This window comes from Cutibacterium namnetense (assembly GCF_001642025.1).
Lineage (GTDB): Bacteria > Actinomycetota > Actinomycetes > Propionibacteriales > Propionibacteriaceae > Cutibacterium > Cutibacterium namnetense.
Genome location: NZ_LWHO01000001.1, coordinates 477,421 through 497,488 on the forward strand (window position 1 = coordinate 477,421; position 20,068 = coordinate 497,488).

At 59.0% G+C, this 20,068-nt stretch carries 15 protein-coding genes and 1 pseudogene; 8 read left to right on the forward strand and 8 right to left on the reverse strand.

Translation table 11 applies throughout. The features are described 5' to 3' along the window. Window positions 1–10: 10 nt before the first annotated feature. From A5483_RS02055 to A5483_RS02070, 4 genes are all read right to left on the reverse strand, one after another. The gene (locus A5483_RS02055) at window positions 11–1,486 is read right to left on the reverse strand and encodes a glycine hydroxymethyltransferase (RefSeq protein ID WP_002549536.1); all 1,476 of its coding nucleotides are present in this window, start codon (window positions 1,484–1,486) and stop codon (window positions 11–13) included. A gap of 113 nt (window positions 1,487–1,599) precedes the next feature. Continuing rightward, entirely contained in the window at window positions 1,600–2,706 is a 1,107-nt protein-coding gene (locus A5483_RS02060; RefSeq protein WP_063810844.1) for a sugar kinase, read from the reverse strand. Window positions 2,707–2,708: 2 nt separating this feature from the next. After that, window positions 2,709–3,350 (reverse strand): bifunctional 4-hydroxy-2-oxoglutarate aldolase/2-dehydro-3-deoxy-phosphogluconate aldolase, encoded by a 642-nt coding sequence (gene eda / locus A5483_RS02065; RefSeq protein WP_063810845.1) that lies wholly within the window; start codon window positions 3,348–3,350, stop codon window positions 2,709–2,711. A 26-nt stretch (window positions 3,351–3,376) separates the two neighbouring features. Further along, window positions 3,377–3,565 carry a hypothetical protein gene (locus tag A5483_RS02070; RefSeq protein ID WP_153023066.1) on the reverse strand — a complete coding sequence of 63 codons (189 nt, stop codon included), beginning with the start codon at window positions 3,563–3,565 and terminating at the stop codon, window positions 3,377–3,379. 35 nt (window positions 3,566–3,600) lie between these two features. Here A5483_RS02070 and A5483_RS02075 point away from each other — a divergent pair, with 35 nt between their 5' ends. From A5483_RS02075 to A5483_RS02085, 3 genes are all read left to right on the forward strand, one after another. Further along, window positions 3,601–4,377, forward strand: a complete 777-nt coding sequence (locus A5483_RS02075; protein WP_063810962.1) for a 3-ketoacyl-ACP reductase — start codon at window positions 3,601–3,603, stop codon at window positions 4,375–4,377. 14 nt (window positions 4,378–4,391) lie between these two features. After that, the gene (locus A5483_RS02080; protein ID WP_063810847.1) at window positions 4,392–6,413 is read left to right on the forward strand and encodes an FAD-dependent oxidoreductase; all 2,022 of its coding nucleotides are present in this window, start codon (window positions 4,392–4,394) and stop codon (window positions 6,411–6,413) included. A gap of 129 nt (window positions 6,414–6,542) precedes the next feature. Next, window positions 6,543–7,199, forward strand: a complete 657-nt coding sequence (locus A5483_RS02085) for a ThuA domain-containing protein (RefSeq protein WP_063810848.1) — start codon at window positions 6,543–6,545, stop codon at window positions 7,197–7,199. A gap of 167 nt (window positions 7,200–7,366) precedes the next feature. On the opposite strand, the gene A5483_RS02090 is transcribed toward A5483_RS02085, so the two are convergent. Together A5483_RS02090 and A5483_RS02095 are read right to left on the reverse strand one after the other, a co-directional pair. Next, window positions 7,367–8,206, reverse strand: coding sequence for a sugar phosphate isomerase/epimerase family protein (locus tag A5483_RS02090; RefSeq protein WP_063810849.1), 840 nt, complete (start codon window positions 8,204–8,206; stop codon window positions 7,367–7,369). Next, window positions 8,207–9,397: a Gfo/Idh/MocA family protein gene (locus tag A5483_RS02095; RefSeq protein ID WP_063810850.1), complete on the reverse strand. Its 1,191-nt coding sequence runs from the start codon at window positions 9,395–9,397 to the stop codon at window positions 8,207–8,209. It abuts the gene before it with no gap. 296 nt (window positions 9,398–9,693) lie between these two features. Here A5483_RS02095 and ngcE point away from each other — a divergent pair, with 296 nt between their 5' ends. From ngcE to A5483_RS02110, 3 genes are all read left to right on the forward strand, one after another. Next, window positions 9,694–11,112 (forward strand): N-acetylglucosamine/diacetylchitobiose ABC transporter substrate-binding protein, encoded by a 1,419-nt coding sequence (gene ngcE / locus A5483_RS02100; protein WP_063810851.1) that lies wholly within the window; start codon window positions 9,694–9,696, stop codon window positions 11,110–11,112. A gap of 32 nt (window positions 11,113–11,144) precedes the next feature. Next, window positions 11,145–12,161: a carbohydrate ABC transporter permease gene (locus A5483_RS02105; RefSeq protein WP_082863975.1), complete on the forward strand. Its 1,017-nt coding sequence runs from the start codon at window positions 11,145–11,147 to the stop codon at window positions 12,159–12,161. Window positions 12,162–12,250: 89 nt separating this feature from the next. Continuing rightward, entirely contained in the window at window positions 12,251–13,042 is a 792-nt protein-coding gene (locus tag A5483_RS02110; protein WP_241497667.1) for a carbohydrate ABC transporter permease, read from the forward strand. Window positions 13,043–13,250: 208 nt separating this feature from the next. On the opposite strand, the gene A5483_RS02115 is transcribed toward A5483_RS02110, so the two are convergent. Further along, window positions 13,251–14,267: a LacI family DNA-binding transcriptional regulator gene (locus tag A5483_RS02115; protein ID WP_153023067.1), complete on the reverse strand. Its 1,017-nt coding sequence runs from the start codon at window positions 14,265–14,267 to the stop codon at window positions 13,251–13,253. 617 nt (window positions 14,268–14,884) lie between these two features. On the opposite strand from A5483_RS02115, the gene A5483_RS11125 reads away from it, so the two are divergent. Next, a complete protein-coding gene (locus tag A5483_RS11125) occupies window positions 14,885–15,538 on the forward strand; it encodes an NAD(P)-dependent oxidoreductase (protein WP_199539599.1) in 654 nt (217 codons plus the stop codon). 24 nt (window positions 15,539–15,562) lie between these two features. Here A5483_RS11125 and A5483_RS02125 read toward each other — a convergent pair whose 3' ends face one another. After that, on the reverse strand, window positions 15,563–18,034 hold the full coding sequence (locus tag A5483_RS02125) for a polysaccharide lyase 8 family protein (protein WP_063810853.1): 2,472 nt from the start codon (window positions 18,032–18,034) through the stop codon (window positions 15,563–15,565). 421 nt (window positions 18,035–18,455) lie between these two features. On the opposite strand from A5483_RS02125, the pseudogene A5483_RS12325 reads away from it, so the two are divergent. After that, window positions 18,456–19,987 (forward strand): annotated as a pseudogene (locus tag A5483_RS12325) (DUF2264 domain-containing protein). The last annotated feature ends 81 nt before the right edge of the window (window positions 19,988–20,068 follow it).

Genomic DNA, 20,068 nt, shown 5'->3' on the forward strand with positions numbered 1-20,068 from the left:
CCGAGGCTCGTCAGGCCAGATCCAACCCTGGGTAGAGGGGGAAATTGCCCAGCAGCTCGTCGGCCGCGTCATGGACCTTCTGAGCCACACCGTCGGCAATCTGGTACTTGGCCTTGCCAGGCTTGCCAGTGGAGGCCGTCACCGGGGTGGTGGCTTTCAAGGTAGTGACGATGAGCTCGGCAACTTGATCGAATTCGTCGGATCCGAATCCGCGAGAGGTCAGTGCCGGGGTGCCGATGCGTATGCCAGAGGTGTACCAAGCGCCGTTCGGGTCAGCCGGAATGGAATTGCGGTTGGTGACCACACCTGAGTCCAGCAGGGCGGCCTCGGCCTGACGGCCTGTCAGCCCGAAGCTTGCGGTGACGTCGAGCAGGTTGATGTGGTTGTCAGTTCCGCCGGTGACGAGCTTGACGCCCCGCTTCATGAGTCCCTCGGCTAGCGCCTTCGAGTTATCGGCGACGCGCTGGGCGTAGGTGCGGAAGGCCTGGGTGCGGGCTTCTGCCAGGGCGACGGCCTTGGCAGCCATGACGTGCGACAGCGGGCCGCCGAGCACCATCGGGCAGCCGCGGTCGACGTCGTCGGCGTAGTCCTTGGTCGTCAGCACCATGCCGCCGCGCGGTCCCCGTAGAGACTTATGGGTCGTCGTCGTCACGACCTGGGCGTGGGGAACAGGGTCCTCGTCACCAGTAAAGACCTTGCCAGCTACCAGGCCAGCGAAGTGGGCCATGTCGACCATGAGCACAGCACCGACCTCGTCGGCAATCTCGCGCATCGTTGCGAAATTCACGCGGCGCGGGTAAGCGGAGTATCCGGCGACGATGACAAGTGGCTTGAACTCGCGGGCGAGCTCGGCGACTTTGTCGTAGTCGAGCAGGCCAGTCTGCGGATCGGTGCCGTACGAGCGCTGGTCGAACATCTTTCCGGAGATGTTAGGGCGGAAACCATGGGTGAGGTGGCCACCCGTATCGAGGCTCATCCCGATCGCCCGCTGGTCATTGAAACGATGGCGCAGGGTATCCCAGTCAGCCTGAGTGAGGTCGTTGACGGTGCGGGCACCAAACTCTGACAGCGCCGGGGCCTCGATGTGGTGGGCGAGGATCGTCCAATAGGCGGTGAGATTGGCGTCAATGCCGGAGTGGGGCTGCACATAGGCGTGCTCGGCGCCGAACAGGGCGCAAGCATGCTCGGCGGCGATCGTCTCGACAGTGTCAACGTTTTGGCAACCGGCGTAAAACCGGTGGCCAGCAGTGCCCTCGGCGTACTTGTCAGAGAACCAGGTACCCATGGTCGCCAAAACTGGCAGGGACGCGTAGTTCTCGGAAGCGATGAGTTTGAGGGAATGACGCTGGTCGGTGAGCTCAGCACGGGTGGCCTCCGCGATCCGCGGTTCAACCTGCGCGATCGCGTCAAGCATGGTGCGGTAGGCCGGGGCTAGCTTCTCGGCAATGTCACGGGCGGTGGGGTCGACGGCGCTGGACTCACTCACGGATGGCTCCTGTCATGACGGGATGGTAGGCACGAATCTACTCGCCCCAGGAGCTGATTGGGGCTATAGGCCGAAAGGACGGCGAGTGGCTTGCCGTCCTGCCATGAATCGGATCAGCGTTTCACTCTTGCAGATCCGCCTGCCGCTAACGATTGCACTTCGCAGCGGCTGGCCATCGAGGTGTCGCCGGGGGTCGTCATGGCCAGAGCGCCGTGGGCGGCTCCCCACTCGACGGCCTTCTGCAGGTCTCCCGTGTCCATAAGGCCAGCCACCAGGCCAGCGGCGAAGGAGTCACCGCCGCCAACGCGGTCGAGGATCTCCAGGTCGGGGCGTTCGACCGAGCGAACTAAACCAGTGTCCTTCGACCACGCGATAGCTGACCAGTCGTTACAACTAGCAGTACGCACCTGACGCAGGGTCGTAGCAACGACGGAGATATTCGGGAACTCCTCGACGACCTTGTCAATCATGGTGGCATACGAGTCGACGTCGAGGTGGGAGAGGTTCTCGTCGTTGCCCTCCACCTCGAATCCTAGACACGCCGTGAAATCCTCCTCATTACCGATCATGACGTCGACCAGCCTCGCTAGCTCGCGGTTGACGCGGCGTGCTTCCTCCTGGCCGCCGATCGATTTCCACAAGCTCGGACGGTAGTTGAGGTCGTAGGAGATGATGGTGCCGTTAGCGTGGGCGGCCGTCATGACAGCCTTCGCAGTCTGGGCGCTGGTCTGTGACAAAGCGGTGTAGATGCCACCGGTGTGCAGCCATCGCACTCCCAGCTCACCGAAAAGACGGTCGACGTCGATGTCTTCGGCGCGTAGCTGGCTGGCAGCAGTGTGGCCGCGGTCGGAGACGCCCACAGCGCCACGGACACCAAAGCCACGCTCGGTGAAGTTGAGCCCGGTACGCACTGTGCGGCCGACTCCGTCGGAGGGCACCCAGGTGATGAACTGGTCGTCGACCCCACCGGCAGCAATGAGGTCACCGGCGAGGTGCCCAACCGGATCGTCAACCAGGCTGGTAATGACGGCGGCGTGTTTACCGAAGACGCGGGATAAGCCGCGACTGACGTTGTATTCGCCGCCGCCCTCCCAGACGTCGAAGGACCGAGCAGTACGGATGCGACGCTCGCCCGGGTCGAGCCGCAGCATTACCTCACCAAGGGAGACGACGTCGTAACGGCACTGATCTGCGGGGCGAAGGGTGACTGGGCTGGTCATGACTACTCCTTGACGATGTGGTGGGCGCTGTGGGCGGCTTCGCGGGCTAGGTTGGCGATGGCGTGGCTGTCGCGGGCGGCCACGGCGTCAGCCGGAGTGAGCCAGGTACCTCCGACGGCAGGAATATTGGGGCGAGAGAGGAAATCCGCGAGGTTGCGTGGCTTGACCCCTCCGGTGGGGACGAAGCGCAGGTGCGGGAAGGGACCTCCCAGCGACACGATGGTGGCTGCACCGCCGAAGATACCGGCTGGGAAGAACTTAAAAGTATCGAGCCCCATGTCGATTCCGGCCATAATTTCGGTCGGGGTGATGACCCCCGGCAGGACTGGTATGGCATGGTGTCGGCACCGATCGACGACCTCGCGGGAGAGGCCGGGGGAGACGACGAAAGTTGCCCCGGCGCCCACCGCCTCATCGACCTGACGCGCGCTGATGACGGTTCCGGCGCCGACAATGATCCGGCCGTCGCTGGCCATGGACTCGATGGCGGCAGGGGCGGCATCAGTACGGAAAGTTACTTCGGCGACGGGAAGGCCGCCGACGACCAACCCGTCCGTGACGGCTGGGGTAGTGGCGGCGTCATGAATGACGACTACCGGGATGATGAGGTTCGCCAGGACTTTGTCGAGTGCTTCGTTGCTCACTTGTGATCTCCGACGTTGGGGGTTTGTCAGATTTCTACGCCGGAGGCATCGATTGTCTCGAGGACTTGCCACGGTTTCCCGTGGTCGATCCAATCAGTGCCGTATCGGACGGTTGTGGATGGGGCGATTGACAGGTTTGTACCCCATTCAACCATGGACCTGACCTTCTGTGGTAAGCGCTTGCCGAAGACGTCGAGAACAGCAATACTGAGCATCACGCACGCCAACGATGTACGACGAGGGAGTCGGTATGACGAAAGTTGCACTGGTCACCGGCGGGAACCGGGGCATTGGCCTAGCCATCACCAAGGCGATGCTGTGCCATGGATACGCGGTCCAGATCCTGTCGCGAAGCCAACCATCGGCAGAGCTACTCGACGAGATGGCTCGGCTTGGTGAGGTCGGCCACACTAGAGGGGACGTCTCCGATCTATCGGTTCACGAGCGTTTTATCACTGACGCCGTGGCCAAATGGGGGCGCATTGACGTGCTCGTCAACAATGCCGGAGTCGCGCCCGCCAGCCGCGACGATATCCTTAATGCCACCGTAGAATCCTTCGATCGTGTCATGGGGATCAACCTGCGCGGCCCCTACTTTCTTACCCAAGCCGTAGCCCGAAAATTTATCGACCAACGTGGCACTGGCACTACCAACACCACTGACGGTCTTGCCGGGGCTATCGTCAACGTCGCATCGTGCTCCTCGGCGATGGCAAGCCTTAATCGTGGCGAATATTGCATTTCTAAGGCAGGAGTTTCCATGGCCACTCAGCTGTGGGCTGCGAGACTCGCCCCCGAGGGGGTCCTCGTCAATGAGGTGCGTCCCGGAGTCATCGCTACCGACATGACTGCGTCTGTCAAGGAGAAGTACGACCGACTGTTGGCTGAGGATTTGGCGCCAATGCGAAGGTGGGGCCTTCCAGAGGACGTTGCAGCAGCAGTCGTTGCTCTGGCTATCGGGTCGATGAGGTATTCGGTCGGCGAGGTGATCAACGTCGATGGCGGCATGCACATCGCGAGACTGTGAACAAGGTGCGTGACATGGATCACTCCACGATGTGCCTCGAAGGCCTCGAAGTACCCGTCGTTCAAGTCAACACTGTCGTCATCGGCACCGGGTCTGCCGGGTATTGCGCTGCTGACCGGTTGGCCCAGTTTGGTCAGGATGACGTCATCGTCGTTGCCGACAAGGTTAACGCCGGGACATCGCGCAATGCAGGCTCCGACAAACAGACTTACTACAAGCCGACCCTGTCAGGGAATGGGCCCGACTCGGTGGGAGCGATGGCCCGTACGCTCTTTGACGGGGGAGCCATGGATGGGGACATTGCCTTAGTTGAGGCTGCGATGTCGGCGCGCTGTTTCTATAACCTTGTCGAGGCCGGCGTCGAGTTCCCCAGTGATCGCTACGGGCAATTCTCCGGTTACAAGACCGACCACGATCCGCGGCAGCGAGCCACCTCGGCGGGGCCGTTCACCTCCCAATCGATGGTCGAACATCTCGAGCAGCGGGTACGGTCACACCACACACCGGTCTTCGGAGCGATACGCCTTGTCGACTTGCTCGTTGATCGTTCGGGGGAGACCCCCCGATGTGTGGGACTGCTGGGTTTGCGCCGTGATGTCGCTGTCGGCCAGGGTTACCCTTTTATCCTCATTGCAGCCCGAAATGTCGTCCTCGCTACCGGAGGACCTGCAGGAATGTTCGCTGACTCAGTATGGCCGCACGGGCAATGGGGAGCCATGGGGGCTGCCCTGCGGGCCGGAGCGGTAGGTCACAACCTACCGGAGTTTCAATTCGGTCTGTCCTCTTTGCGTCCCCGATGGAACGTGTCTGGAACGTATATGCAGGTGGTGCCGTCCTTCGTCTCGGTGGATCCCGACGGCACTGAGCATGCTTACTTGTCTGAGGTCATCAACGACCCTGGTGCATTAACCAGTCTCGTCTTCCGCAAGGGCTACCAGTGGCCGTTCGACGTCGACAAGGTCCGCGACGGATCAAGTTTTATCGACATTCTCACATACCGGGAGACGGTGATGCGGGGGCGCCGGGTGTTCCTTGACTTTCGCGTCAACCAGCCTGGGTGGGACCCGCATCGTCTCGACGATGAGGCTCGACGCTACCTGAAATCGGCCGGAGTCTTTGACTTGCCGAGCCCCGTCGAGCGGTTGCGTCACATGAACCTCCCCGCCTACGAGCTCTACCTGAACCGCAATCCAGGGATCGACCTGGCCTCTAAGCGTTTGGAGATCGGGGTGTGCGCCCAGCACAACAATGGTGGTATCGACGTCAACGCGTGGTGGCGTTCCTCCATCGACGGCCTGTACGTGGTCGGTGAGGCGGCCGGAGCCCACGGAGTGGCGCGTCCAGGTGGTGCGGCTCTCAACTCAGCTCAGGTGGGCGCTACCCGAGCGGCACAGTGGATCGCAGCTCACGAGAGCGGCGAGATGCCTATTGACGACACCTGGTGGGCCTTGGCCACGGCTACCCTTACCGCGGCCGTTGACCTGCTTGATGGAGCCTGCTTTCGTAAAGGCGCTGATGCCAGCCCCATAGACTCCATCATGGCCGTGTCGACCAGGGCTATGAGTGACCATGCCGGTCTCGTGCGCTCGCGCCAGGGTTTGGAACATCTCCAGGGTCGGATCGACCGGTGGCGTCGTCAACTCGTCAACGAGTGCTGTGTTGATCCGTCCAATCGTCGCAGCGTTGATCGGCTCTTCCTCGTCCGAGACATCCTCGATGCCCAGGCTGTCTACGTGGCGGCCATGATTGATTATCTGGACCATGGGGTCGGTTCACGCGGATCGGTGCTCTACACCGATCCCGATGGGGCTCTTCCCGTCTCGTGGTGGTCCGACGGCAGCCAACTCGACGTCGAGGAGATCTTTCGTCATCGCCTCGACTCCAGACAACACCACGGTGTGACCCAACGGGTGTGGCTAGCTCCAGACGGCCACGAATATGGTATTCAGTGGGATCCTGTGCGTCCGATACCCGGCGAGGACGAGTTCTTCGAGAATGTCTGGAGAGGCTACCGCAAGGATCACAACATTCACTGACCATGCGACGTCCATTGATCACGTCCGAGTGACGATGGAGGATCCCTCTGACTCAAGGCCCCACAGGCGTCGCAGAAAACTAGCACCATACTCTCGGAATACACAAGTCGCAACGATGAAGGAGAAATCGTGGCATCCATCAGGATTCTTTCCGGCCATGGTCGCTACACCGATCCATGGCACCCCTTCGCTGAGAGTTCGTCGGCGATTCGCGATATCCTCCGGGGCGCCGGTTATCGTGTGGAGGTGCGTGACGACGACCCGTCCTGTCTGTCGGGTCTGGACGATCTCGACCTGGTCATCGTTAACCTCGGAGGCAACGTAGAGGTGGCACTGGAGTATGACGGTAAATGGGCTGCCGCTCAGCACGATTTCGGGCAGTGGATTCGTGACGGGGGTCGGGTCCTGGCTGTCCACACTGCCGCGAATTGCTTCCCTGACTGGTCTGACTGGCCCGAGCTTTTGGGGGGCCAGTGGGTGCGCGGTACCAGCTGGCATCCGCAACGGTGCATTGCCACTTTCGAGAAGGTTCCCGGTGCCGAGGGGCACTCGGTCTGGCAGGGACTCGATGTTGTCACCGCCTACGACGAAAGGTACTCTGACCTCGACGTTCACGAGGACTCCGTCCCCCTCATCCATCACGAACTCAGCGAACAATGGCAGGTGATGGGTTGGGCTCATGGGAGCAACGTCGTCTATGACGCCATGGGTCACGATAGACGCTCCTATATGTCGGAAACCCGACGCAGGTACCTGCTTAACGAGGTGGAGTGGTTGTTGGGGTGACGTTTCATATCCCGTGATGACGCGTCGCGGGTGATGCCGTTACGGACGAAATGGATACCTGGTCGCGTGATAATAGGTACCCACCATGTTAGTTCCATTATCGCGTGTGGTGATGATTTACATGCCGACGGTTCACAAGATGAATCCATGGACGAGTATGGACACGGTCACAGATATGGCTCGACGAGGTCCACGTATCGTGCGGAAATGGCGTCGACGATCTGGCGGACGGGCTGAATCCACAGGTTCTCGTTGAAGATTTCGACTTCAACGGGGCCGGTGTATCCGGCCTCGGACACCCATCTTGTGATAGTGGGGAAGTCGATGTATCCGTCCCCTGGTAAACCCCTGGAATTAAGAGTATTTGCAGTCAGCGGAAGGATCCAATCACATATCTGATATGTCGAGATGCGACCTTGGCGCCCAGCTCGCTCGATGGACTCATGTGCATCTGGATCCCACCAGATGTGGTATGTGTCGACAACGACGCCAACCTCCTCGGGTTCGAACTGTTCGGCTATGTCCAGGGATTGTCCGATGGTGGCGAGGACGCCACGGTCTGCGGTGAACAGGGGGTGCATTGGCTCCAGTGCCAGACGCACACCATGGTCGTGAGCGATAGGAACCAGATCGCCCAAGCGTTGGGCGACCCGCTCGCGGGCCGAGACGAGGTTCTTGTCCCCGGCGGGCAGCCCACCGACGACCATGACGAGTTCCCGAGCCCCCAGCGCCTCGGCCTCCTCGATCGCTCGCGTGTTCTCGACAATGGCCCGGGACCGGGAATCGGGTTCGGTAGCGGTGATGAAACCACCGCGGCACACCGTCGAGACACTCAGCCCCACGGCGGAGATGATCTTGGCGGCATCGGCGGATCCCACCTCTTGGATGCGATTACGCCAGGGTCCGATCCATCCCAGACCCGCTTCGGCACACGCCGACGCGCACTCGGCCAAGGACGCGTATTTGGCTGTCGCGGTGTTAAGCGACAGCATCGACAGATCACCCACTTATGCCTCCACAGTAATCTCGGGGACGTTGATACGACGCCCCTGCTCTGCCGAGAGCAGACCAAGCTGGGCCAGCTGAACACCGCGTGCCCCCGAAACCAGGTCGAAACGGTGTCTGCTACCGGCGGCAACGTCAATGAGATATTCCTCCCACTGCGCTTTGAATCCGTTCTCGATTGAGCCATCTGGGGCAGTTCCGTTGCTGGGGACCCTTTGCCACATGGACATGTAGTCGTGGATGTCAGGCAGGTCGGGGTTCCAGGTGGGCCGGGGAGTAACGCCGCGCGGCTGGCAGACGCATTCGAATAGCCCTGCCACGGCCGAACCGGCGGTGCCGTCGATTTGGAATTCGACCAGTTCTTCGCGGAACACGCGGGTGTCCCAGGAGGAGTTCATCTGCACGACGACCGGATCCCCCGATGATGTCGTGGCGTTGAAGATGGCGTAAGCCGCATCGTCGGCGTCGGCGGTGTAGATCTTTCCGGCCTCGTCGATCCGCTCGCTGATATGGGTGGCGGTTTGAGAGTAGACGTCGTGGATTGGGCCGATGAGGCCCTCGATGACGTAGCTCCAATGCGGGAACATGTCGGTGGTAATGCTGCCGCCGGAGGTCTTGCGATAATTCCAGGATGGACGTTGGGCGGGGATGTCGGTGCCCTCCCAGACCCAGTAGCCGAACTCCCCACGCATGGAAAGGATGCGTCCAAAGAATCCCATATCGACTAGGCGACGCAGCTTCACTAGCCCGGGAAGGTAGAGCTTGTCGTGGACGACTCCGTCAATGATGCCGCGACGACGTGCGAGGGTGGCCAGCTCAATGGCTTGGTCAAGGGTTCCGGCGGTGGGTTTCTCGGTGTAGACGTGTTTTCCAGCCTCGATGGCCTGGCGCAAGGCTTGATGTCGTCGCGAGGTTGTTTGGGCATCGAAGTAAACGTCGACGTCGTCGCGGGTCATGACGGTGTCGATGTCGGTGGAAATCTCCTCGAGTCCGTGAGTCTGGGCGATATGACGCAGTTTCGCCTCGTTGCGCCCGACGAGGATGGGCTCGACCTGGATCGTCGTGCCGTCGGGGGCTGTGACGCCCCCCTGATCCCGAATGGCGAGGATCGATCTGACGAGATGTTGTCGGTACCCCATGCGACCCGTCACACCGTTCATCGCGATGCGGATGGTCCTGTCGGTCTGCGTCATTGGTGTCTCCTGCGAGATTGGCCGCACCGCCCTTGGTGTGGCAAGCGCTTTCCATCATAGACACGATGGGAAGCTTCGTCAATATGTGGTGATGATGCTCTGTCACCTGCGATGGTGGCGGTCAGCTCCCTGAGTCAATGGTGGGTAAGCGGTTTCCATTCGAGTGGATATGTTGTACGGTGGTGCCTGCACCGAAGCAAAGCCCATCCTGACGGCAAGCCCTCGGCATCGTCGGGGCCCAACGATGGGTTGTAGGTCCACCAATGTCGGCGGGCCACGGATGAGGAGACATTGACATGAGCCAGTTCATCTTCCCGCGTCGCGGCTTCATCAAAGGCTTGGGGGCCGCTGCGGCAGCCGCACCGCTCGCGGGTCTGCTGTCCTCGTGCGCCGCAGGCACTGGCGGTGGAGACGATGACGTCAAAGGCGGATCTGCTGTCGCCAAGACCAAGGACAATCCGTTCGGTATGGCTAAGGATGCCAAGCTCGACGCCGTGATCTTCAACGGCGGCTACGGGATTGCCTATTGCGAGTACGCCGCGAAGGTCATGAAGGAGAAGTGGCCCAAAATGACCTCGATATCAGTGAAGGCGTCGAACCATATCGGTCAGGAACTCCAGCCCCGGTTCGCCGACGGCAATCCGCCTGATGTCCTCGACAATGCCGGCTCCGGACGCATTAAGGTCTCGGCCATCCTTGGCCAGCTCGATACCGTCGACGATCTGCTGGCCGCTCAGAATCTCGAGGGCACCACGATCTCCGACACTCTCTACGCAGGCGTCAAAGACGTTGGAACCTACGATGGTAAGTTCGTCGAACTCAACTACGTGATGACCGCCTATTGTCTGTGGTACTCCGGGTCCCTCTTCGCCAAACAAGGCTGGCAAGCACCGAAGACTTGGGAGGATTGCATCAAGCTCGGAGCCGAGGCTAAGAGGGCAGGGAAATACCTCTTCCTCTTTGGTAAGGAGGCTGCCGACTACTACATGTTCCTGGTCCTTGGATCGGCCATTAAGGAGGGCGGTAATGAGGTCCGGCTCAACTTCGAGAACCTCAGGCCCAGGGCGTGGTTCCAAGAGCCCATGCAGGCCGCTCTCAACTCACTCAAGCAGATCATCGACAAGGGATATATGAAGCCTGGCGGCGCCGGGACCCAGTTCACCGCAGCCCAGGCACAGTGGTGCCACGACGAAGCGGCTCTGTTCTACCCTTCGGGGTCGTGGATCGCCAACGAGATGGAGTCTCAGACCAAGGAAGGATTCGACATGATGGGCTGCCCCGAACCGTCCGTGACAGCCTCTCCATCCATGGGCCATGAAGCGCTGCACGCCGGGCCACGGGAGGCATTTCTTTTCCCGAGTGCGTCCAAGAACCCGGGGGCAGGCAAGGAGTTCATGCGCGCCATGCTGTCGAAGGAAGCCACCACCAACTTCGTCAAGACTGCCAAGGCCCCCACTATCGTCAAAGGCACCATTCCCGACGACGGTTTCGGATCGACCGCCCTTAAGTCCTTGGGCAAGATGCTCGATGCAGCCGGGGATAAGCTGTTCCCTATCCAGTTCCCCACCTTCTACGGCATGACAAAGGAAAATCTCGTTCCATGGAATGACTTTCTATCGGGCAAGAAATCGGTTGCCGAAATCACTGAGGCCATGCAGACCATTTCGGAGAAGGTAGCCAAGGACAGCTCCGTCAAGAAGGTCACCTTCAAGTGAGGCACGGTGAATCTAAGATCAAGGAATCGTCCATGAGGAGTCCGGTCATCGCTATGCATGGGTCGCAGGATGCCGAAGAGGGAAAGGTTGTTGTGGACACCCCACGTCGTCGAAATCATCGTCGCTGGAGTTTCGACAGGATTAGTTTCTTCGTGGTGTTCCTTGGAGTTCCATTGACAATCTACTTGGTCTTCGTTATATCGCCTTTTCTTCAGGCCCTCTACTATTCGTTGACGGACTGGGGCGGCTTCTCGATGAAGTTCAAGATTGTCGGCCTGGAAAACTACAGAATCCTTTTCGCTGATCCGCTATTTAGACGAGCCATGCTAAACAATGTAATCTTGTGCGTCTTCGTGCCCCTCGTGGCCATCGTCTCAGCCCTCGCCCTAGCGACCATGCTGACGGTCGGCGGTTCCAGCCATGGGCAAATCCGTGGTCTTAGGGGATCGGGGTTCTATCGCGTGGTGTCGTTCTTCCCATACTGCGTACCGGCCGTTGTCATCGGCCTGTTGTGGTCGCAGCTGCTCGACCCGTCACACGGGTTAGTGAATGGTTTGCTTAAAGGTGCTGGGCTCGGGGGATTCGACAACTTTGCCTGGCTGGGTGAGAGGTCCACCGCCATGCCCGTGTCGATCTTCATCATGCTGTGGGGATACATCGGGTTTTATATGTTGCTTTTTGTTGCCGCAATTAAATCGATTCCTTCTGAGATCTTTGAGGCAGCGAAGATTGACGGCGCTGGACGTTTTAGGGTTGCTGTGAAGATAATGGTCCCGCTGATTCGTGATAATATCCAGACGGCATGGATATATCTGGGAATTGTTTCCCTGGATGCCTTCGTATACATGAGCGTACTTAATCCGTTTGGGGGTCCAGATAATTCCACACTAGTCATGAGTCAGCAACTGTGGGATTCATTTCAGAATGCCCGATACGGTCTCGCGTGTGCACAAGGCGTCGTTATCTGCCTTTTCACTCTGACGTTCGCTGGCATCGTCGGTCTGGTTAGTCGCCTCACTGGAGGGAAGGACTCGGTGACTCTGGCATGATTAGAACAAGTCTTGGCGCGTCTGGTATCCCTATTCGGCACTCAAAACCCACCAAGGGTGACAAAGTCTTTTCTGCTATGTCCCACATCATGTTGGTGACCTGGACGATTATCGTCGTGTTGCCCTTGATGTGGACTTTCGTAAGTTCCTTCAAATCAACATCGGAGATTTTTTCATCGCCGTTCTCTTGGCCTAGAAAACCCCATTGGGATAATTTTTCCAACGCATGGAGCGAAGCCCACATAGGTGATTACTTTCTCAATACTATCGTCGTCGTATTCAGCGCTTTGGCGGTTGTTATGATTCTGGGGGCAATGTGTTCTTATGTTTTGGCGAGGTATAGGTTTCGTGGCAACAAAATCATCTATATGTTGATGCTTGCGGGAAATACGTTCCCAATATTTCTGGCAGTAGTTCCCCTGTTCTTCACCCTAAAGAACCTCGAGCTGACGAACACTGTAACAGGACTCGTAGTCACTTATGTGGCTTTTGCTCTCCCTTTCACTGTTTTCTTCCTCTATGCCTTCTTTAAGACCCTTCCCTTTGAAGTCTACGAAGCGGCACGGATCGATGGTGCAGGAGAGTGGAAGATCTTTTTCCGTGTTATGCTTCCGATGGCCAAACCAGGATTTGCCTCGGTTGCAATCTTTAACTTTCTGGGGCTGTGGAACCAGTACCTTATTCCGATAGCCATCAACAGTAATGAGGAAAATTACGTGCTTTCTCAGGGGTTGGCTTCCTTCGCCACTAAGATGGGATATGAGGTCGATTTTGGTGCTCTCTTCGCATCCGTTACGCTGACCGTTATCCCAGTGCTGGTGGTCTACGTCATCTTCCAGCGGCAACTGCACGGATCAGTGAGCCAGGGAACGATGAAGTAGCCCTGCTATGTGGCATACCTCTTAAAGGCGTGGCGTCGAGAAGCGTGATAATTAGTCTGCGGCGACCGTGCCGATTATGGGTCCGGTGCCACTATCAGTGCAAGTGAGAGGCGCTAACGAGTTGTCATGGTGATGGCGATGAGTCAGGTTATTGAACCTGGGAGCACTCTGAATTTTGGTGGACCGTATTGCGCACTAGGTAATGGCGTCATGCGCGAGAAATTATGAGGTTGGGGGTGGATTCCCGGATCATGATCGACGTCGGCATGGTTGTGGGAATCGGCTCCGTGGGGGAAACAAGTAGACGAGTCGCCCTGCGTCCGAGTTCTTCGAGGTCAATGTGTACCGTAGTCAGGCTGGGAACGATATCGGCGAGGGTGGGGATATCGTCGAAACCGCACAGTGCGATGTCATTGGGTACCACCACACCCGCCGTCCGTGCCGCGGCGAGGGCTCCCACTGCCATGATGTCGGCAGTGGCAAAGACCAACTGTGGGCGGGTAGCCGAGGCCAGGATATGGTTCATTGCGTCGATGCCGCCCTGCCTACTGAGGGTAGTCTCGATGATCTCGCGTACCGTTCCGCCAGCCTTTCGGACGATGTGGGTGAAACCTTCGGCACGCAGGTGTGATGCCGGGACGGTGGCCGGAGCCGTAATGACCGAGATATCGCGATAGCCGAACTGGAGCATCATTCCGGCGAGGTCAGCCGCTGCGGCACGGTTATCAACCTCGACACCTCGAGTCTCCGTGGGAAGATCTGAAGTGCCGATAGATAGAACTGGGGAGCCGGTGCGGTTCATGAATTGTGACAGAGCATTCCTCACAACGGGGGTTGAGGGGATAGTACCGCCAACGACAATGAGGGCTGCGGCCTGCTGGCTGGAGGCGTCGTCGATAACCTCAAGGCTCGACTTGTCTGAACCGTCAGCTTCGCAGATGGTTACGCGCAGACCATGGGAATGAGCCTCGCGGCTGACGCCGGCCGCAATCGAGGAGAAATAGGGGTCCGCGATTGATGCGACGATCAGGCAGATCACGTCGGTGCGTCCCCGCGCCATGGCTTGGGCGGCCCTGTTGGGGACGTACCCTAATTCAGCTGCTGCCTCGAGGACACGTTGACGTAGCTGCGGGCGGACCGTCCGATGTGTCGATCCGTTGAGGACCCGAGAAGCTGTGGCTAAGGACACTCCTGCCCGTGCTGCTACATCACTGAGCGTTGCCACGCGGATCCTCCTATTCGACGACGGGGAAGACTCTATCGGTTTCAAGAGGGTACGGGCGGTATATCGACGAGGGGCCGTCGCCCGAACGAGTCGGATCTATCTCGGCGGTGTTTCTCCTATGAGGGTGTTAGTTCTGATGCTGTAGTGGGGCGGCAGAAGGTGGCCCCACATATACGCTCAAAATGGCCAAGAATTCCATGTAAAGAGTATCATTGTGAATGATTTTGAGTTGACGTTGATGTACCGAAAGGATGAGGCCGGTAATGAGAAGACCATGTGTGGTGCTGTCCGTTCTGGACCGATATAAATCGATGTTTTTCACTGCTGAAGCCATGGAACGTCTTGACGAGTTGGCGGACTTGCAGATTGACCCCGATCCACAGACCCATGCATCCGTGCAGAGCCGCCATATGCTCAAGGACGCAGAGGTCGTTATCACCGCATGGGAGACTGGCGAGCTCACTGATCTGCTAGATCACATGTCGAGGTTGCAGATGGTGATCCACTCGGGGGGTTCGGTCAAGGATGTCATTGGAATGCAGGCCTACGAGCGGGGAGTGAGAATCTCTTCCCAGACCCAACTCAACGCTGAACCCGTCGCCGAATACTCTCTTGCAATGATCATCCTTGCTGCAAAAGGGATCTTCGCATCACGGCGCCGATATCTGGAGAACCGAGCCAAGGAAGAGACATTCTGGGGGAACTTCCCGGATGTCGGACTGTACGGTGCACGGATCGGGATCATTGGGTTGTCGCGAATTTCGCGCCGGGTTATTGATATGCTGAACGCCTTTCATGTTGACATTAAGGTGTCTTCCCACCATCTCAACGAGGCACAGGCCCGTGAACTCGGTGTTACTGCCGCAAGCATCGAAAACATCATGCGGACCTGCGACGTAATCTCTCTGCACACAGCGTCGACCCCGCAGACTTACCACATGCTGGGAGCTGAAGACTTTGCCAAGATGAAAGACGGAGCCACGTTCATTAACACCGCGCGAGGCGCCATCTGTGACCAAGACGCCCTCATCGCCGAGCTCCAGCGTGACAGGATCAACGCCATCATTGACGTCACAGACCCTGAGGTTAACGTCCCCGATTCACCATTGTGGAACCTTCCCAACGTTGTGCTCACCCCGCATGCTGCCGGTTCCATGGGCAAGGAACTTCATCGCCTCGGCGACGGGGCCGTCGACGACTTGGCCCACTACATCGCAGGTAGCAAGGTGGCCGGGGAAATCCTGGTCGATCAGTATGCAGGGCGAGCCTGACTGACTGGGGATCTATCTTTATTCTCAGGCGCGGGTGTGGTCAGCCCAGGTGCTGGGGCTAGGCTTCGTCGATTGCGGGTTGGGCTGCGCCGGAGACAGTGTGACTTTGATGGATTGGCCGCCTAGGCCTGCGGTGTTGATATGCAACGTCATGGTCTTGGCACTTTGGCTGGTGCTGACGCGGTCGTTGGAGGTTTCAACTCTCCACGCTCCTTCGATGGTGACGGTGAGTGAGGGTCTCCTCTGGGTGGGCTCGGACATAATGACGTCCATCTGGCTTCCCTGGACCTGCGTCTGCACTATCGCGGGTGCGTCCGCCGTCACCCCGGCGCACGTGGCCGGCTCCCAGAAGGCGTAGGTGGTGACTACAGTGAGGTCTTTTGCGAGCAAGCAGCCGGCCGAGCGTACGGCCTGCACCATCCGGTCGTTCGACAGCACGGTGAATAGTTTGTCGGCAGGTCGCTGAGCCAGCGCCGCCGTTTGGACTCGGTTAGCGGTGGGCAATAGGGCCCAGGCGACCGGACGATTGTGATGGGTGACGTGGAGGGAGACATAGTTGTGCTCGATGGCTTCGTTGGCGCCCTTGACTGTGCGGGCGGGATTGACATCGATCCATGAACCCTTTCTTTTCTCCAGCTGAGCGGTGAGATCGACGTCGGTGGCGAAGACGTATCCACCGACTCCCCGCAGGTGTGCCCAGCGGGGGTTGTCGAAGGACATCTTCGATATGACGGTGGTACCGTCGACTAGCAGTTCCGGTGATGGCTCACCCACCTTGCGGTGCTCGACTACTGTGGTGGCCGTAGAAGCGTTGGTGGAGACATCGGTCGTCAGTTCCAGCAGCGCATCCTTGAGCCCTACCCACAGCCGCCGGGCTGTCAGGGTGGAGTCCTGAGAGGTGATATGTGAGGCGGCGGCAGACCACTCTCCCGATGCCAGCCCACCGGACCATTCATTGTCGGGGGTCCTAGCGGCCCATGCAGCACCGACGGCGCGTTTCAGCGGAGTGGAGTCCACTGTCGTGCCCGTCGGTGCGGAGTAGTCGACGGTGGCCCAGAACCCGTCCTCGTACTGGCCCATGTCCTCAGGCAACATGAGGTAGCGCATGCCTTGGCTAGTCCTTGATGCCCACTCGTTTTCTGAGTTGCCGTACTCGTACCACGAGATGCGGTCCGAACAGTTGGAGACGGCGATGAGCCAGTTTGGTGTCCGGTGCACCAGCCGGTCCATGGAGGCAAAATAAGTTGGGGTGGGCAATTCTGGTATCGGTCGGACCTTGGCGGCGTTGTCGAAGAGATCAATATCGGTCAGTGATGCAGGTTCGCTCAGGTGATCGAAGGTGTTACGGGTCATCCACCCGTGTACGGTTCCTCGCCACAGTTCGGCACGGTGAGCGGGGATGGCATCTGCCATGAGCAACATGGATCGTGCGATGGACTTGCCGTGCATAGCTGCGGGTTCATCGATGCGTGAGACGGAGCGGCCGCGCACACAGTCAAGGACCTGACCACCATACATTATGGGTACAATGCCCCGCTCGACCTGCGAGATGAGTGCTGTTCGCGCCGACCTGGTGATGTCGAAGTGTGTCCCCGCCACTAATGGGAGCAGCATCGCCAAACCGCTCAATAGTACGTTGCCGTAGGAGCCGGTGTAGGGGATATGGGAGTGCTGGATGAAGCCACCGTCGGCGCGAAAGCCATCGCCCTCGGTGGTCGTGCGCCAAGAATCAGGAAGACCCTGGACTGCATGGCGAAGCTTGGACTCGTTGCCAGTGGCAATTGAGCGACACATCACAGCCCGGGTGAGGTCCATTCGGTTCGTCCCAGTCGAGATGACCGGTTGTGTGGGATTGGCTGTCGGTTTCACCGATTCTGGTTGCTGGTACCAAGGATCGGGGACGAAATGATCGATGCCGGATGCTGCTGCGGCCATGACATCTGCGGGCAGGTCATGGTGCAGAATGCACATGACATCACCGATGGCACGGGAAGCGCCATCCTCCCAGTCCCACCAGTTGCCGTACTCGTCCTGCGAGGGGTTATATCGAAGGCGACAGAAATCCCTCAGGGCCTCGATGCAGACAGAGAGGATATGCGGGTCGCCATGATAAGCGGAGCCAGGAGTGGCCCAGGCGCACGCGATGGTATCAATGGCACGAGCGGTTGTCGTGACGAAGGGAGAATCCTCCTTCTGTAGGTTTGCAGAGAGTAGGACAGTGGTTCTACCGCTGCCAGATGCGAGGTCAGTGAGGATTGCGGCCACCCTGTTGTCAATCTTGGCGATTATCGCACGAGCTCGTGGATCAGAGGTCTTAGCTGCGTTGCGTCCAGTGATGATGTCGGTCCATTTTTCACACAAGTCCGACCAAGTATTGGGATCTTGTGAGGCGAAGGCATTGGGCGCATCAGGAGAAGCGGCAATCGCGATGGCTGATAGTGCGGACAAGGATAGGAAGGTCCGTCGAGAAGGTACTTGGCCTGGGGTGTCGAACATTAATCGCGCTCCTGAAGCTAGTGTGGCAGCGGTGCCGTGTGGGTAGACGTGTGTTTCTAACAGACTACGGGAAAGCGGCTACCGCTATTGCTGATTTAACGATAAAGTTATTTTGGAACTTCATCTAACAGTGGTTCGAAGGCGGCCGTTGGGGAGCGCTCACATGACCGAGACAAGTTCAGGGACGCACTGGGAGCGCGAAGACTGGTGCAAACTGGCCGATCGACTCTTGGATGCCGCGATGGCCCAGGCAACCCCCCCGGGCATGCACGGATCGTTATGCCGGGTGAGTCCGGAGGCCTAGGAACTGACGTTGACGGGCTGGAAGGATTTGCTCGAGTCGGATTACTGGGGGGGACGCGACTCGTGGGGGGAGCGGGGGGAAGCTCTTTATAAGCTGGCGTCGTGGTGGGCCAAGGGCGTGGCCACCGGCGTCAATCCCAAATCCGACGAGCGATGGTTGCGTCCGTCGGAGCATCGGCAGGCAGTGGTCGAGGCATCTTCATTGGCCTTGCTGCTCCACTTCACCAAGCCTTGGATTTGGGAACACTTGTCTCCACAGACACGGGAGCAGGCGGTCGAATGGTTTCAGGACGTACGAAATCCCCAGATCCCCGACAACAACTGGATCTGGTTCCAGATTATCGTCGAAACTTTCTTGCGCGGTGTGGGTGCGAAGTGGGATGAGAATCTAGTCCGACGGTACCTCGCCCGTCATGAACAGTGGTATCGCCGCGGCGGATGGATAAGCGATGGGCCGAGGCGGTGCTACGACCACTATGTCGGATGGGCGATGGAGACGTTGCCCGCGCTGTGGACCCTTATGGCCCCGCGCTGGGATGTGGTCAGGGAATTCGCAGGCATTCATGGGCCTCGGTTGGCACGCTATCTTGAGGACGTCCCTTACCTCGTAGGGGCCGACGTGGACGGTAGTCGGGGGATTGCCCCGCTCATCTAAGGCCGCAGTCTGATATATCGGTGGTGTACGTGCGCACCCCTGTGGGCAGGGGTATTCATGGGGGTTTCGCCCCTACCGCCGGGATTGACCAGGCGGATCTGCTCGGGGACAGTGCGCCATTTCCTCGATCATGGAGTCGCCGAGGACGGCATCCTCACAATGGGATGGTTTGGGGAATTCCGACCGATGGCCCAATTCTATTCCGGAGTGGGTTCCCCCTACTGGGCGTCAAAGGGGATGCTGGGACTAGCGTTGCCGCCAGATCACCCGGTTTGGACTGAGCCCGAAAAACCCATCCCGGTGGAGTTGGGTGACACTCATCGCATCATCGCTGCGCCCGGGTGGATGGCCAGCGGAACCCGTCAGGACGGGATCGTGAGGGTCCTCAACATCGGCACCGGTGGGCAAGACGAAGGAGAACTCGTTGGTGAGGCCCCGCTTTACACGTCCCTGGGATTCTCTACTGCCACAGCACCTCCGCAGGCGGGGGAGTGGAAGCTTCGGTCGGTAGCCAATGTGGTAGGGCTCAAGAATAGGCAAGGGTGGATTTCTGCCCGTTCCGGCCAGAAGGTCGAACGATGCGAACATATTGGTGAGGTGCTCATAGGTCAGTCGTCGTGGCTGGCCCACTGGGTTCGTGATGGCGTCGATGAAGGGGTCGGTTATGGTGCTCGCGGCACCGTCGAGATCGGACCAAAGATTGTGTGCGCTCATGTTTGTCATCGTGGTGTCGAAGTGCGCTGTGTATGGGTGGACGGAGAATTATCTTCGGGGGCAGTTTTTATGGCGGGATGGCCGACTAACCCTTGCGATGGCCCGGAGTCCTTCCTTGAGCCGGTCACCTCTTGGCGCTACCCTCGGCGTCTGGTGGGCCACCAGGTTACTGGTCTATCGAAGTCAACGACCGTTGAGACCTTGGAAACTTCGCTTGAGGGTGAGGGGCCTTATATCGCATTAGTTGGGTTAGGCCAATGTGGGCCTCTCCCACAGGTTAATGTAAGCGACGGTGACGTGGTGGTGTCTTTCCCCGGGCAATCTATAGCCGTGCTGAAATTCGATTGCTCTCGCAGTTGAGA